The organism is Nonomuraea maritima (assembly GCF_900100395.1).
Taxonomy (GTDB): domain Bacteria; phylum Actinomycetota; class Actinomycetes; order Streptosporangiales; family Streptosporangiaceae; genus Nonomuraea; species Nonomuraea maritima.
In genome coordinates, this window is record NZ_FNFB01000003.1 from 129,352 (window position 1) to 144,547 (window position 15,196).

The 15,196-nt window shown below is 71.0% G+C and carries 15 protein-coding genes; 7 read left to right on the forward strand and 8 right to left on the reverse strand.

The features are described 5' to 3' along the window. Positions 1-247 precede the first annotated feature (247 nt). The 6 genes from BLR04_RS07435 to BLR04_RS07460 all read left to right on the forward strand — a co-directional run bounded on the left by BLR04_RS07435 (position 248) and on the right by BLR04_RS07460 (position 6,505). A complete protein-coding gene (locus BLR04_RS07435; RefSeq protein ID WP_090761045.1) occupies positions 248-1,225 on the forward strand; it encodes a methionine ABC transporter ATP-binding protein in 978 nt (325 codons plus the stop codon). Beyond that, positions 1,222-1,878: a methionine ABC transporter permease gene (locus tag BLR04_RS07440; RefSeq protein ID WP_176902988.1), complete on the forward strand. Its 657-nt coding sequence runs from the start codon at positions 1,222-1,224 to the stop codon at positions 1,876-1,878. The genes BLR04_RS07435 and BLR04_RS07440 overlap by 4 nt, the downstream gene beginning before the upstream one ends. Positions 1,879-1,886: 8 nt before the next feature. Further along, positions 1,887-2,723, forward strand: a complete 837-nt coding sequence (locus BLR04_RS07445) for a MetQ/NlpA family ABC transporter substrate-binding protein (RefSeq protein WP_090761047.1) — start codon at positions 1,887-1,889, stop codon at positions 2,721-2,723. Positions 2,724-2,891: 168 nt separating this feature from the next. Next, entirely contained in the window at positions 2,892-3,479 is a 588-nt protein-coding gene (locus tag BLR04_RS07450) for a hypothetical protein (protein ID WP_090761049.1), read from the forward strand. Positions 3,480-3,575: 96 nt separating this feature from the next. Continuing rightward, the gene (locus BLR04_RS07455; RefSeq protein WP_090761052.1) at positions 3,576-5,111 is read left to right on the forward strand and encodes an AMP-binding protein; all 1,536 of its coding nucleotides are present in this window, start codon (positions 3,576-3,578) and stop codon (positions 5,109-5,111) included. A gap of 263 nt (positions 5,112-5,374) precedes the next feature. Further along, complete coding sequence (locus tag BLR04_RS07460) at positions 5,375-6,505, forward strand: S1C family serine protease (protein ID WP_245740087.1); 1,131 nt, start codon at positions 5,375-5,377, stop codon at positions 6,503-6,505. A gap of 73 nt (positions 6,506-6,578) precedes the next feature. Here BLR04_RS07460 and BLR04_RS07465 read toward each other — a convergent pair whose 3' ends face one another. The 8 genes from BLR04_RS07465 to BLR04_RS07500 all read right to left on the reverse strand — a co-directional run bounded on the left by BLR04_RS07465 (position 6,579) and on the right by BLR04_RS07500 (position 14,760). Continuing rightward, complete coding sequence (locus BLR04_RS07465; protein ID WP_090761054.1) at positions 6,579-7,319, reverse strand: ABC transporter permease; 741 nt, start codon at positions 7,317-7,319, stop codon at positions 6,579-6,581. Further along, the gene (locus tag BLR04_RS07470; protein ID WP_090761056.1) at positions 7,312-8,193 is read right to left on the reverse strand and encodes an ABC transporter ATP-binding protein; all 882 of its coding nucleotides are present in this window, start codon (positions 8,191-8,193) and stop codon (positions 7,312-7,314) included. Before BLR04_RS07470 ends, BLR04_RS07465 begins: the two co-directional genes overlap by 8 nt. Then, entirely contained in the window at positions 8,190-8,525 is a 336-nt protein-coding gene (locus BLR04_RS07475; protein ID WP_090761059.1) for a winged helix-turn-helix domain-containing protein, read from the reverse strand. The genes BLR04_RS07470 and BLR04_RS07475 overlap by 4 nt, the downstream gene beginning before the upstream one ends. After that, positions 8,522-9,145: a hypothetical protein gene (locus tag BLR04_RS07480; RefSeq protein ID WP_090761061.1), complete on the reverse strand. Its 624-nt coding sequence runs from the start codon at positions 9,143-9,145 to the stop codon at positions 8,522-8,524. Before BLR04_RS07480 ends, BLR04_RS07475 begins: the two co-directional genes overlap by 4 nt. Positions 9,146-9,227: 82 nt before the next feature. Next, positions 9,228-10,982 carry a thiol reductant ABC exporter subunit CydC gene (cydC, locus tag BLR04_RS07485; RefSeq protein ID WP_090761539.1) on the reverse strand — a complete coding sequence of 585 codons (1,755 nt, stop codon included), beginning with the start codon at positions 10,980-10,982 and terminating at the stop codon, positions 9,228-9,230. Positions 10,983-10,990: 8 nt separating this feature from the next. Beyond that, positions 10,991-12,751, reverse strand: coding sequence for a thiol reductant ABC exporter subunit CydD (gene cydD / locus BLR04_RS07490; RefSeq protein ID WP_090761063.1), 1,761 nt, complete (start codon positions 12,749-12,751; stop codon positions 10,991-10,993). 6 nt (positions 12,752-12,757) lie between these two features. Continuing rightward, a complete protein-coding gene (locus BLR04_RS07495) occupies positions 12,758-13,588 on the reverse strand; it encodes a cytochrome d ubiquinol oxidase subunit II (RefSeq protein ID WP_090761066.1) in 831 nt (276 codons plus the stop codon). Positions 13,589-13,599: 11 nt separating this feature from the next. After that, on the reverse strand, positions 13,600-14,760 hold the full coding sequence (locus BLR04_RS07500; RefSeq protein ID WP_090761068.1) for a cytochrome ubiquinol oxidase subunit I: 1,161 nt from the start codon (positions 14,758-14,760) through the stop codon (positions 13,600-13,602). 91 nt (positions 14,761-14,851) lie between these two features. On the opposite strand from BLR04_RS07500, the gene BLR04_RS07505 reads away from it, so the two are divergent. Continuing rightward, entirely contained in the window at positions 14,852-15,187 is a 336-nt protein-coding gene (locus tag BLR04_RS07505; protein ID WP_090761070.1) for a helix-turn-helix transcriptional regulator, read from the forward strand. Positions 15,188-15,196: the final 9 nt, after the last annotated feature.

Here is a 15,196-nt window from a genome sequence, read left to right on the forward strand (position 1 = left end):
ATGCCGGCCCGCTGAGACCCCTTCCGTCCGCCCGTTCCGCTGAAGGTTTCCCGATGATCGCACCTTGCTTCGTGCTGCGCAGGCTCAGTCACCTGCCCTTCCCCCCAGGCACCCGCTGAGGCGGCTCCGCCTCCAGACCTGTACTGAGGCGGTTCCGCCTCCAGACCTGTACTGAGGCGGTTCCGCCTCCAGACCTGTACGTTCGCGCGGCCGCGCCCGTGGCCGCCCTCAGACGTGGGGAAGACCCGTGATCCAGGCTTGCGGCCTGCGCAAGAACTACGGCACGACCGTCGCCCTCGACGGCGTGGACCTGCACGTGCGCGAAGGCGAGATCTACGGCGTGCTCGGCCGCAGCGGCGCCGGCAAGAGCACGCTGCTGCGCTGTGTCAACCTGCTCGAACGCCCGACGGCGGGCACCGTGCGGGTCGCCGGCCAGGACCTGACCGCGCTCGGCGACGCCGAGCTCAACCGGGCCAGGCAGCGCATCGGCATGATCCACCAGCACTTCGCGCTGCTGTCGTCCCGCACGGTCGCGGGCAACGTGTCGTTCCCGCTGGAGGCCATGGGCGTGCCCAGGGCCGAGCGCGAGCGCCGCGTCGGCGAGCTGCTGGAGCTCGTCGGTCTCGGCGGACGCGGCAAGGACCGCCCCCACCAGCTGTCCGGCGGCCAGAAGCAGCGGGTCGGCATCGCGCGGGCGCTCGCCGGCAACCCGTCGGTGCTGCTGTCCGACGAGGCCACCTCCGCGCTCGACCCGGCCACCACGGAGTCCGTCCTCGGGCTGCTCAAGCGGCTGAACGCCGAGCTGGGCCTGACGATCCTGCTCATCACGCACGAGATGAACGTCGTCAAGAGCGTCTGCGACTCGGTCGCCATCATGTCCGGGGGCCGCATCGAGGAGTCCGGCACCATCGCCGACCTCGTCCGGACGCCTGACTCGCGGCTGACCAGGGAGATCTTCCCGCTGCCCGAGCCCGCGCCGGCCGGCTCGGTGACGCTGACGTTCACCGGCGACCCCGGCCGTCCAGGGGCGTCGCAGCCCGTGGTCTCGGACGTGGTGCGCAAGTTCGACGTCGACCTCAGCATCCTCGGCGGCTCCATCGAGGAGCTGAGCGCCGGGGCCGTGGGCCGGCTGCGGGTCGCGCTCGACGGCCAGGAGAGGTCCGCCGCGCTGGCGTACCTGAGGGATTCCGGGCTGATCGTCGAAGTGGCGGGGGAGGCGGCGTGACCTGGGAGGAGATCGTGCCGCTGCTCGGCCCGGCGACGCTGGAGACGGCGCAGATGGTCGGCTGGTCGGCGGTGTTCACCCTGCTGTTCGGGCTGCCGCTCGGGGTGGCGCTGGTGGCGTTCGACCGTGACGGGCTGCGGCCGCTGCTGGCGCTGCGGTCGGGGCTGGGGTTCGTGGTCAACGTCGGACGGTCGCTGCCGTTCATCGTGCTGATGATCGCGATCATCCCGTTCACCCGGCTCGTCGTCGGTACGACCATCGGCACCGCCGCTTTCGTGGTGCCGCTGACCGTCGGGGCGGTGCCGTTCTACGCCAGGCTGGTGGAGACGGCGCTGCGCGAGGTCGGCGCCGACGTGGTGCAGGCCGCCCAGGCGATGGGCGCGAGCCGGACCACGATCGTGCGCAAGGTGCTGTTGCCGGAGGCGCTGCCCGGCCTGGTCGCGGGCCTGACCGTGACGGTCGTCGCGCTCATCGGCTACTCCGCCATGGCGGGCACGCTCGGCGGGGGAGGGCTGGGCGACCTGGCCGTCCGGTACGGCTACCAGCGGTTCGAGACGTCACTCATGATCGTGACCGTGGTCCTGCTGCTCATCATCGTGCAACTGCTGCAGAGCCTGGGCGACGCGGTCGCTCGGCGCCTATCGCACAAATAAGGAAAATCATGAAAATTCATCGCATTGTAGGTGCCGTCGCGCTGGCTCTGTCGCTCGCCGCATGCGGTACGTCGCAGTCCGCCACCACCACGGCGGCCGGGGGCGCGTCCGAGGGGGCCGACAGCGTGCTGCGCGTCGGCGCGTCGCCCGTGCCGCACGCCGAGATCCTGCAGTTCGTCAAGGACAACCTGGCGCCCGCCGCCGGGCTGAAGCTCGAGATCGTGGAGTTCACCGACTACGTGCAGCCCAACGTCCAGCTGGACGAGGGGCAGCTCGACGCCAACTTCTTCCAGCACAAGCCGTACCTCGACGACTTCAACGCCACCAAGGGCACCAAGCTGAGCTTCGTCGCGCCGGTGCACCTGGAGCCGCTCGGCCTGTACTCCAGGAAGATCACCGACGTCGCCGCGCTGCCCGACGGCGCGACCGTGGCGCTGCCGAACGACGCCACCAACCTGGGCCGTGCCCTGAAGCTGCTGGCCGACCACGGCATCGTCACCCTCAAGAGCGGCGCGGGCACCGCGGCCACCGAGCGCGACGTCACGGCGAACCCGAAGCACCTGCAGTTCAAGCCGCTGGAGGCGGCCCAGCTGCCGCGCTCGCTGGAGGACGTCGACGCCGCGGTGATCAACGGCAACTACGCCCTCGAGGCCGGGCTGAAGCCCGCCTCGCAGGCCCTGCTGCTGGAGAAGACCGAGGGCAACCCGTACGTCAACGGCCTGGTCGTCAAGGCCGGCCACGAGCACGACCCCAACATCGTGACCCTCGGCAAGCTGCTGCAGGACCCGAAGGTCAAGGACTTCATCAAGCAGAAGTACGAGGGCTCCGTGATCCCCGCGGAATGACCAGGGGAAACGACTGGATGGATCTTCCGGAATGATCACAATAAAAGGCGATCATTCCGGAATATCATCTTATCCGGGCTTTTATGGCGTTAAGTGAGTTGTAAGTCGTAAGCAATCCCGTGGGCGTACGAATGCACTGTCAGAAAACCTCTCCCGAGGAGGGCCCACATGCGATTCACCTCTCGCATCGCGCTCGGCTTCACCGCGGCCGCCCTGGCCGCGACCATCGCTCCGGCAGCGGCCGGAGCGACCACCACCTCCACGACGACGTCCGCCTCGGCCGCCTCCCAGGCCGGCTGGGGGCCCTACTTCTCCGCCGACCACCAGTCGCGGGCACAGGGTCGCGTGTCGGTCGACACCCAGCGCTACCGGCACTGGTACTGGAAGACCGACTTCGTCAGGGACCGGGTCTGCTTCAAGGACCACAAGGGCGACCGGCACTGCAAGTGGGTCGTGAAGAAGGTCAAGAAGAAGGTCTGGGAGTGGCGGACCCGTGAATTCTTCACCGTGCACAGCGTGCTCGTGAACCACAAGCCGTGGGGCAGGAGCAAGTGCGCGTGGGAGACGTTCAGGATCGTCGACAAGAACGGCTCGGCGTCCTTCAAGACGTTCTCGAACTGCGGCAGGAGCCCTCGCCAGTTCTCCTTCTCCGGCAAGGACGCCGCCCACATCTTCGTGAACGTGAGCAGAGGCGACCGCTTCCACTCGACCGGTCAGAACTCCGGCTGGAAGCCCGTCCACCACGCGGGTGTCTGACCCGTACGCGAAGCCGCGGTCTCCAGGTGAGGCCGCGGCTTTCCGCTTGCCGCGCGTTCTGGCGTCCGGCCTGACGAACCGAATACTGTTCTATTCATGTATCCGGGAGCCATCGCAGCAGTCACCCCAGACAAGCCCGCTGTGATCATGGCGGGCTCCGGACGGATCATCACCTACCGCGAGCTGGACGAGGAGTCGAACAGGCTGGCGCACCTGTTCCGCGCGTCCGGCCTGCGACCCGGCGACCACATCGCCTTCATGCTCGCCAACCACCCGCTCTTCCTGGTCATCACCTGGGCCGCCCACCGCTCGGGTCTCTACTACACCGCCGTCAGCTCGCGGCTGCAGACCGACGAGGTGGCCTACATCGTCGACAACTGCGGCGCCCGCGTCTTCATCTCCAGCGCCGACCTGGCCGGCGTCGCCACCTCGATCACCGAGGCCACGCCCGGCGTCGAACTGCGGCTCATGCTCGACGGCACGGCCGACGGCTTCCAGTCGTACGAGGAGGCCGTGGCCGGGCAGCCGGTCACCGCGATCGAGGACGAGTGCATGGGCATGGACATGCTCTACTCCTCGGGCACCACCGGCCGGCCCAAGGGTGTCAAGCTGCCCTCGGCGTTCGGGCCGCTCACCGAGCCCGGAGGGCTCCTCCAGCTCATCCAGTTCCTCTTCGCACCCGCTGCCGACGACGTCTACCTGTCGCCCGCGCCGCTCTACCACGCCGCGCCGCTGCGCTACAGCCTGTCGTTCCAGCGGCTCGGAGCCACGGTGGTGGTGATGGAGGGGTTCGACCCGGAGCGGTACCTCGCGCTGGTCGAGCGGTACCGGGCGACCCACACGCAGCTCGTGCCGACGATGTTCATCAAGATGCTCAAGCTGCCCGAGCAGACCAGGAACCGCTACGACCTCTCCTCGTTGCGCTACGCGATCCACGCCGCCGCGCCCTGCCCGATCCCGGTCAAGGAGCAGATGATCTCCTGGTGGGGGCCGATCATCCACGAGTACTACGCCGGCACCGAGGGCAACGGCTTCCTCTACGTCGGTCCCGACGACTGGCTCAAGCACAAGGGCACCGTCGGCCGCTCGCTGCTCGGCGTCGTGCACATCTGCGACGAGGACGGCAACGAGCTGCCGCCCGGTGTCGACGGCACCATCTACTTCGAGAACGGCGGCCGCTTCGAGTACCACGGCGATCCCGGCAAGACCCGCTCGGTCCAGGACCCCCAGGGGCGCGGCTGGACCACGCTGGGCGACATCGGCCACGTGGACGCCGACGGCTTCCTGTACCTCACCGACCGCCGCTCGTACATGATCATCTCGGGTGGGGTGAACATCTACCCGCAGGAGGCCGAGAACGTGCTGTCGGTGCACCCGAAGGTCGCCGACGTGGCGGTGTTCGGGGTGCCGGACGAGGAGATGGGCGAGCAGGTCAAGGCCGTGGTCGAGCCGGTGTCGATGGACGAGGCCGGCCCCGAGCTGGAGGCCGAGCTCATCGCGTACTGCCGCGACCGGCTCGCGCACTACAAGTGCCCCAGGTCGGTGGACTTCCGGCCCGAGCTGCCGCGCCATCCGACGGGCAAGCTCTACAAGCGGCTGCTCCGCGACGCGTACTGGCCCGCGGCCCGCTAGCACGGAAGGACGGGCACGCGAATCCCGGCGTGCCCGTCCTTCCGTGAGCCCCGGTGTGAGACGTCTCACACCGGGACGAACCATCTCTTAGACAGTCCTTACGCGTGTCTTGCCACTCTTGGGTCATCGGGATCGAGGAGATGACCATGAACGCGAACGAGCCTCAGGAGCAGCGCCCTCAGCCGGAGGGCACCGGAGGGTGGAGCCAGTTCGGTACCGTCCCGCCGGTTGCCGGGGGCTTTCCCCGGAGGGACACGCACCCCATGCCGCAGCCGCCCCCGCCGTCAGGGGCGCCCGTGAAGGCGCGGCTGAGCGTGGGGCAGAAGGTCGGCGCCGGGCTCGCCCTGGCCGCCATGGCGATCGTCGGTGGCGTGGTCGGAGCCGCCGTCACCACCTCGTTCCAGCCGCGGCCGGTGGCGAGCAGCACGGTCAGCGCGCCGGGCGCGGTGTTCAAGAAGGCCTCCGACCAGCTCACCGTGGCCGAGGTGGCGGCCAAGGTGCAGCCTTCGGTCGTGATGATCCAGGGCCAGACCGGCGAGGGCTCCGGCGTGATCCTGTCGGAGGACGGCCTCATCCTCACCAACAACCACGTGGTCGTGGGCGCGGGCCAGGGCGGCGGCCAGATGACGGTCAAGTTCAGCGACGGCAGGACGGCCAAGGCCACGGTGGTCGGTACCGACCCCACCACCGACCTCGCCGTCGTGCGGGCTCAGGGCGTCTCGGGGCTGACGAAGGCCACGCTGGGCGACAGCGACAGGCTGCGGGTCGGCGACCCCGTGCTGGCCATCGGGAGCCCGCTCGGCCTCGACGGGTCGGTCACCGCCGGCATCGTCAGCGCTCTCGACCGTACGCTCAACCTCGGCGACGAGCAGCGCCCGCAGCTCCCGCCGGGCTGGTGGCAGCAGCAGGACCAGAGCCCGCCCACCACGATCGGCGGCGCCATCCAGACCGACGCCTCGATCAACCCCGGCAACTCCGGCGGCGCGCTTGTCGACGCCGCGGGCGAGCTGGTCGGCATCAACACGGCCATCGCGTCGGACGCCGCGGGTGGCGGCGTCGGCTTCGCCATCCCGGTCAACACCGCCAAGCAGGTGTCCGAACAGCTCATCCAGCACGGCAAGGTCACCCACGCCTTCCTCGGCGTGAGCGTCACCGACGCGATGGGCGACGTGCCTGGAGCCCTCATCCGCGAGGTCACCGCGGGAAGCCCGGCGGAGAAGGCCGGGCTGCAGCAGGGCGACCTGATCACGGGGATCGGTGACAAGATGGTTGACGGGGGCGATACGGTTGTGGGACAGGTCAGAGGTTTCAAACCGGGCCAAGAGGTCAAGATCACTTATATGAGGGACGGCAAGACCCACGAGGTCAACGTCACTCTCCAAGAGCAGAACTGACGAGACCCCTTCATGGACGGGTGTGCCGTCGAGATCGCTGCGGACTCGGCGGCACACCCCCCCGTCAGGCTCATCAGGTGAAGCGCCTGCCCTCGTCGCGGCGGTAGGCCCAGGCGGCCGCTGCCGCCAGCGCCACCGTCCACACCCCCAGCATGACCAGCGCGAGCGCGTCGGGCGTGGTGCCCGCCGCGACGGCCCACAGGAGCTCGGCCGCGCCCCGGGCGGGCGTGAAGGGCGAGACGGCCTGGATGAACCCGGGCAGGATCGCGGGTGGGATCAGCAGCCCGCCCAGGATCGCCAGCGGGAAGAACAGCACCTGCGACAGCGCGACCGCGCCCTTGGCCGACATCACGAAGCCGATGAACAGCCCGAGCAGCATGAACGGCACGCTGGGCGCGATCAGCGCAGGAAACCCCAGCAGCAGCCGCAGGGGCGTGGTGGTCGCTTCCGTGAAGAGCGCCGCCACCAGCAGCGACGGCAGCGTCGAGAGCAGCATGACGGCCAACGTCGCGAGGATCCGTCCGGCGAAGCGGGGGAACGGGCCCGCCGGCAGGGTGCGCACGTACGGGTCCCACGGCTGTTCACGGTCGGTGGCCACGGCGATGCTGAGCCCGATGACCGCCCCCGACATCGCGCCGAAGAACATCAGCGAGGCCGTCGCCGTCGTCGCGGCCTGCGCGTCGCCCCCGGTGAACGGCACCACGAACGCCAGCATCGAGATGGCCGGGAACAACGAGCCGGCCAGCAGGGCGACCGGCACCCTGACCAGCTCGAGCATGAGGTAGCGGGTGTGTGCGGCGACGATGCTAGACATGCGCGGACTCCTTGGACGTCAGGGCGAGGAAGGCCTCTTCCAGGGTGGTCGGCGTGATCTCCAGGCCGGAGAACGGCGTGCCGCCGCGTACGAGGTCGATGACCAGGCGGTCGGGGTCGGCGGTGAACAGGACGACGCGGTCGCCGTCGCGTTCCGACTTCACCACCCCCGGCAGGTCCGGCGGCTCGGGCGCGTGGAACGACACCCGGCGCACGCCGACGATGTCGCGTACGGCGTTCACCGTGTCGTCGGCCAGCACGCGGCCGCCGCCCACCACCACGACCCGCTGGGCGAGGGCTTCGATCTCCTCCAGGTAGTGGCTGGTGAGCAGCACGGTGCCGCCGCCGGCGTGGTAGGACCTGATGTTCTCCCACAGGGCGCGGCGCGCCTCGACGTCGAGGCCGGTCGTCGGCTCGTCGAGGAACACCAGCCGCGGGTTGCCCACGAACGCGAGCGCCACCGCGAGGCGCCGTCGCTGCCCGCCCGACAGGCCGCCGACCTGCCGCCGGGCCAGGTCGTCCAGCCCGAAGCGGCCGAGCAGCTCGTCCTTGGCGGCGGGGGCGGGGAAGTGCGCCGCGACGACGTCGACGATCTCGCCGACGCGTAACGACTCGGGCAGCCCCGTCTCCTGCGGCGTCACGCCGATGCCGCGTCGCGTCACGGGGTCGGAGGGCGAGCCGCCGAACAACTCCACGGTTCCGGACGTCGGCCGCCGCAGCCCCACGAACAGGTTGATCAGGGTCGACTTGCCCGCGCCGTTGGGGCCGAGCAGTCCGACCAGCTCTCCCTCGCGGATGTCGAGCGAGACACGGTCGAGAGCCAGTACGTCGCCGTACCGGCGGGTCACCTCGATCGTGCGGGCCAGTGTCGTCATGGTGCGCCTCCAGCGGTGTCCAGCAAGGCGCGGATCGCCTTGGTGTAGTCCTCGAACGCCAGCCGTCCGCGTGGGGTGAGTGCCGCGTACGTGGCGGGGGTGCGGCCCTTGTGCGTCTTGGTGATCCGCACGTAGCCCGCGTCCTCCAGCTTGCTCAGATGCACCGACAGGTTGCCGGCCGTCATGCCGAGCAGGTCCCTCATCGAGTTGAACGCCAGCTCGTCGCCGTCGCGCAGGACGTTGAGCGCGGCCACCACCCGCAGACGGGCCTGCGCGTGAATCACCGGGTCGAGCTCGGGCAGCGCCGCGCCGTCGGAGTCGTCCCTGGTCATGAGCGGAACCTCCACCGGATGCCGACCGCGATGAACCCGCCGCCCAGCAGCACCGCCGTGAGCAGCGCGTGCCAACCGGCCCCGAGCAGCAGGCCCAGCGCGTTGACGGCGGCCACCCAGGCGCCGGTGAAGAACATCGGCTTGCTGAGCCAGAGAGCGCCGCCCACCATGTGCAGCACCGCCACGACCGTGAGCATGCCACCGGCCCAGAGCAGGCCGTTCTCCTCCGGGGGGAGCAGCGGGCCCAGTCGTGTGCCGATGATGACCATGAGCACCATTCCGGCGCTCCAGGCGTAGCCGTACATGGCGCCGCGGATGGAGGAGTCCCCGCGGACGAGCCGGTTCATCCGCACGATGCCGACCGCCGCCACGGCCCCCGCCACCATCTGGGCGACCAGCAGCACGGCCACGCCCTGCATCTGTGAGATCGGGGCGTACGGACGCCCGTCGAGCCCGTAGTGCAGGAACAGCGCCGTGAAGCCGAGCAGCCAGGCGACGCCCCACGGCACGTACAGCAGCAAGGGGTCGCCGTTGAGGCGCTTGCTGGTGGCGGCGCTCTGCTCCTGGATGACGCGGAGCATCTCCTCGGGGCTCTCCGGCCGTTCGTCTTTCTCCAGCATGCAAACTCCTCGAAGAAGCAAACTGGTTTGAAGCGTAAACCGGATGGGTCGCGGTGACAAGGGACCCCTGGGCAGCATCAGCTCACCTTCGGGTCAGGGCCTCCGACTCCCACAGATCGCGGTAGTAGCCAGGGACGGACACGAGCTCGTCGTGGTGGCCGCGCTGCACGACCCGTCCCTCCTCCAGCACGATGACCTCGTCGACCCGTTCGAGGCCCTTCAGCCGGTGCGTCACGAGCAGCGTCGTACGGCCGCGGGTCACGTCGAGCAGGTCTGCCGTCAGCCGGTCGGCCGTCTCCTCGTCCAGCGCCTCGGCCGGCTCGTCGAGGAGCAGCACGGGAGGGTCGTACAGCAGCGCCCTGGCCAGGGCGAGGCGCTGCAGTTGGCCGCCCGACACCGTCCTGCCGTCCTCGCCCAGCTCGGCGTCCCACCCGGTACGCTCGACCCACTCCTCCAGCCGCGCGTCGCGCACGGCGCGATGCAGCGTCTCGTCGTCCGCCTCAGGGCCGGCCAGGCGCAGGTTGTCGCGCACACTGGCGCGGAAGATGTACGGGTCCTGGGTGAGCCCCGTCATCAGGGCGCGGACGTCGTCGCCCGCCAGGGCGCGAATGTCGACGCCGTTCACCCTGACGGCGCCCGACTCGGGCTCGACCAGCCGCATGAGCGCAGCCAGCAACGTGCTCTTCCCCGCACCGCTGGGCCCCACCACAGCCACCCGCCGCCCAGGCGTAAGCCGCAACGACACCCCATCCAGCACCACCCGCCGCTGTTGCTGTCGCCGGTGGTGTCCCTGCTGGCCGTTTTGTGGCGCGCCGTCGAGAGCCCCCTGCTCTTGCCCGGCTGCGGTGGTCGTGGCGGGCGGGTGGCTTACGACGAGGTTGTCGACCTCGATGGTCAGCGGGCCGTCCGGGCGGGGCGCGGGGGCGGCGGGTTCGGCGACGGCGGGGACGGCGGCGCGGACCTCCCGCAGTCGGCGCAGCGCCGCGGTGACACCGGCGAGCCGCTCGCCCGCCGCCGCCAGCGGCAGCACCGGCTCGAAGGCCACGAGCGACGTCAACGCGAGGACGGCGGTGCCGACCGAGCCGGCACCGCCCGCCTGGGCGAGCAGCACGACGGCCACGACCGTCAACACCTGCGCCAGGATGCCGCCGGCCAGGGCGGCGGCGTGCACGCGGGCCTGGCGGCGTTCGAGAGCGGCCAGCGCCTCGTCCGCCTCGCGGGCGCGCGCGAGCGCTTCGCCGTCGGCGCCGTACGCGGCCAGGTCGGCCGAGCCGTGCACCAGGTCGGCCACGCGGCCCGCCAGGGCGGCGCGCGCCGGAGCGAGGCGCGCCGACCAGCGCCGGGCTGCGGCGGCCGCGCCGGCGGGCAGCAGCACACCCGCCACCACCAGTCCCGCCAGCAGCACGAGCGCCGCCACCGGCAGGATCGTCAGCCCGATGACGACGGCGGCGAGCCCGGCCATCGCGGCGGCGACCGCCGGGAGCAGGCAGCGTACGAGCAGGTCCTGCACGGCCTCGGTGTCGTCCACCATGCGGCTGAGCAGGTCGGCGCCGCCGTGGCGGGGCTGCTGCGGCGCGACGAGGGCGTCGTAGAGACGTTCACGGGTGCCGGCCTGCGCGCGCAGGGCGACGTCGTGGCCGGTCAGGCGTTCGGCGTATCGGAAGACGCCCTTGCTGGTGGCGAACGCCCGGGTGGCCACGATCGCCACGCTCAGCGCGGCCAGCGGCGGCTGCTCGGCCGCCCGCGTGATCAGCCACGCGGCGGCCGCGACGAGCCCGAGCCCCGCCAGATCAGCCGCCGCCCCGGCCAGCACGGCCCAGACCAGCCGCACCCCCATCCGCCGCGTCACGCCCCACACCCCTCTCCCGCCACGGTTTCCGTGAGCGCCCATGCATGCCCGGCGGTCCCGTTCGGGGTGGTGTCGGTGATGACGCGGCCGGCGTGGAGGCGGATGACGCGGTCGGCGAGGTGGATCATGGCGGGGCGGTGGGCGACGACGACGGCCGTGCGGTCGCGGGCCAGTCGCTCCGTGGCGGCCACGACGGCGGCCTCGCTGCGCCCGTCCAGGCGGGCCGTGGGCTCGTCGAGCAGCAGCACCGACGTACCGGGGCGGCAGAAGGCGCGGGCCAGGGCGACGCGTTGCCGCTGGCCCGCCGACAGGTTCGCGCCGCGCTCGCCGAGCACGGTGTCGAAGCCCTGCGGCAGGTCGGCCACGAAGCCGGCGTCCGCCGCCGCGGCGGCCCGGCGGACGTCCTCGGACGAGGCCGCGGGCGTCCCGAGCCGGATGTTGTCGGCCACGGAGGCGGCGAACAGGTGCGGACGCTGGGCGACGAACGCCAGGCGCGCCCGCCATTGCGCGAGGTCCAGCTCGCGCAGGTCGACGCCGTCCACCAGCACCCGGCCCGCCGACGGGCGGACGAAGCCGAGGAGCAGGCTGAGCAGCGTGCTCTTGCCCCCGCCGCTCTCGCCGACGAGAGCCACCCGCTCGCCTGGGGCGATGGTGAGGCTGACGTCCTCCAGCGCGGGCTCGTCGCGTCCCGGATAACGGACGGTCACATGCTCCAGCCGCAGCTCAGGAGCGCCCCCACCCCACGCGGGTGCCTCGGCGGCGGGCGCGGACCCCTCGCCCGCACCCCGCGCGAGCGGCTTCACGGCGGGTGCTGGCTCCTCGCCCCCAGGGCTGTCGAGTACGGCGAAGGCGGCGTCGGCGGCGGCTATGCCTTCCATGGAGGCGTGGAAGCGGGTGCCCATCGCGCGCAGCGGCAGGTACGCCTCCGGTGCCAGCAGCAGCACCAGGAGTGCCGTCGTCAGGTCGAGGGAGCCCCCGAGCAGGCGCAGGCCGATCGGCACCGCCACCAGCGCCACCGACAGCGACGCGCACAGCTCAAGCACCAGTGACGACAGGAACGCCACCCGCAGCGTCCGCATGGTGGCGCTCCGGTGCGCGTCGGCGATCTCCCGGATCACCGTCGCCTGGTAGCGGGCGCGGCCGAAAGCGCGCAGGGTCGGCAGGCCGCGCACCACGTCGAGGAAGTGGCCGCCGAGCCGCGACAGCGCCGTGAACTGCCGCTCGGTGACGGCCTTCGTCGTCATGCCGACGAGGGCGCCGAAGATCGGGATGAGCGGCAGCGTGACGAGCACGATCACGGCGCTGGCGAGGTCGGCGGCGAACAGCCGGACCACCACCGCCACCGGCACGACCGCGGCCACCGCGATCGACGGCAGGTAGCCGGTCAGGTAGTCGTCGAGGCCGTCGAGCCCGCGTCCGGTCAGCGTGACGAGCTCACCGGAGCGGTGCGCGGCCAGCCGGGCGGGCCCGAGGTCGCGCAACCGGGCCAGCAGCCGGTGCCGCAGCGCCGACTTCACGGCCGTCGCGGTACGTCCGGCGAAGACGCCCTGCGCCCAGGCCAGCAGCGCCCGCACGGCCACCACCGCGGCGAGCGCGGCCAGCGCCGCGGCGCCGAACCTGCCCGACAGCGCCCCGGCCAGGAGCTCGGCCTGCACGAGCACGAGCAGGCCGGTCAGCACGGCCGCGGTCATGGTGACGGCCAGGTGGACGCGGACCGTGCGCTCGGCCCGCATCAGCGCGAAGAGATCCTTGTGCACGTGACCTCAGAAGAAGGAGGGGACGCGGTAGGCGTCCTTCCCTGGCCGGAAAGTCCGCCACACCCATACTTGCGCACCCACGAGGACCGGGGTGATCGGCAGCACCATGACACTGAGCACACTCAGCGTCGCGGCCGGCGCGCTGGCCTCCACGAGATACGGCGCCGCCCCGGCGAGCACCCCGAGCGCGGGCAGCGTGGCCAGCACCCCGGTCAGCGCGAGCGCCCGTCCGGACCGGAAGCCGCCGAAAGAGCCCGGCGCCTGTCCGGGCTGGGTGTCGCCCGAAGCGCCAGACCCGGACCGGGAGCCGCTGAACATGGCCGGGGCGCGCCAGGCCAGGAACGTCCGCCCGTGCTGGGCGAACAGCAGCGACACGACGACGCCCAGCAGGAGCCCGGCCGGGTGCACCGGTGACCCTGCGAAGCCGGTGGCGGCGGCGTACAGGACCATGCCCCAGCCGAACGAGAGCCCCAGCGAGCCGAACGCGATCATCGCGTCCCAGAAGGCGCGCCAGCGCGCGCCGTCGAGCCTGCGCCGGAACCACAGCCCGGCGTCGCGTAGCACCCAGCTCAGCAGCATGGCCACGACCAGCGGGTACAGCCCCGACAGGACCTGTCCCTCCAGCAGGGGGTAGACGCCGAACATCGTCCCGGCGAGCGCCACCAGCCACACCTCGTTGGCCAGCACGTACGGCGCCATGGCGGCGACCATCCGGTCCCGGTTCTCCGGCGTCCGGCCGAGCACCGGCAGCAGCAGCCCCACGCCCAGGTCGAAGCCTTCCAGGGCGAAATATCCGATCAACAACAGCGCGAAGATGGCGAACCACAAGATTTCCACGCCAGGTCTCCTCAGTAGCTCAGCACGGGGGTACGCGGCTCATCGGCGGGAGCCCCGAGGTCGAGGGCTCGCGGCCCGCGCCGTACGGCCCGGGCGATGAGGACGTAGTCGACGACCGCCAGCAGTCCCAGCACGGTCGCGAACGCGGCGAGGGACGTGCCCACCATGCCCGCGGTGAGCCCCGGTGACATCGCGTCGGCCACGGTGAGCCGCTCCCAGATCATCCAGGGCTGCCGTCCCACCTCGCGGGCCAGCCAGCCCATGATCGCCAGCACGAACGGCAGCGGCGTCATCACGACGAGCAGCCGCTGCGCCCAACGCCACCGGTGCAGGAAACGGACCAGCGGCAGCAGGACGAACAGCATGACCAGCGCGAGCAGTTCCCCGCCCGTCACCATGAAGCCGAGCGCGCTCGCCGCCGCGCTGTTGTCCCACTTGCCCTCCTGCACGCCGGCGAACTGCGCGAACCCGGTGCCCATGGTCAGGAAGATCCCGACGGCAGCCACCGCCACGCCGGTGCGCAGCGACCTGGTGAAGAACTCGCGGTCCTCGGCCCGCAGGAGCTTGTACGCGCTCGCGCCCGCCAGCACCATGCCGCCGGTGAACATCCCGGCCGCGATCACGTGCGGGAAGGCGAAGATCAACGTTTTGTTGGTGAAGAGGGCGACGGGGTCGGTCAGCGCCAGGCGGTCACCGGTGACCGTCGCGCCCGCCGGGTTCTGCAGGAACGCGTTGGCCGCCATGACGAAGAAGGCGCTGGCGTACGCGGTCAGCGTCACGAGCCAGATGCAGGCCAGGTGCGCCCAGCGCGGCAGCCGTCCCCAGCCGAAGATCCACAGCCCGAGGAACGTCGACTCGAGGAAGAAGGCGACCAGCGTCTCCATGGCCAGCGGGGCGCCGAAGACGTCACCCGCGTAGTGGGACAACCCGCTCCATGCCAGCCCGAACTGGAACTCCATCACCAATCCGGTGACGATGCCCAGCGCGTAGTTGATGACGTAGATCTGCCCCCAGAACCTGGCCGCTTTCTCGCGTGCCGGATCGCCCGTGATCGTCCACCGGGTGTGCATGATCGCCACGAGCGGCGCCAGCCCCAGTGTCAGCACCACGAACAGGAAATGCAGGCTGCCCGTCACGGCGAACTGCGTGCGGGCGAGGTCGAGTACGTCCATCCGCCACGATCCTTCATACATAGGTTGTCTACATATAGGGAGTCTACATGTAGACTGGCTACATGCGAAACGGGTGTCTAGGATCGAGGACATGAATCCGGACGCGCTGCGCGGGCACATGGACGCGTTGCTGCTCTCTGTGCTGGAGCGGGAGCCGTTGCACGGCTACGCCATCATCGAGGCGTTGCAGGAACGCAGCGGAGGAGCGCTCAACGTCCCCACGGGAACGGTCTATCCGGCGCTGCGCCGGCTCGAGCGCATCGGTTACCTGTCGAGCGAGTGGGCCACGGTGGGCGGGCGCAAGCGGCGCACCTACCGGCTGACCGACTCCGGCAGGAAGCAGCTCGAAGGCGAGCGATCGGCCTGGCGGCAGTTCACCACCGTGATCGGCGGCGTCCTGCGCGCCGACACCACCGGAACCACCTGACCGGCCCGA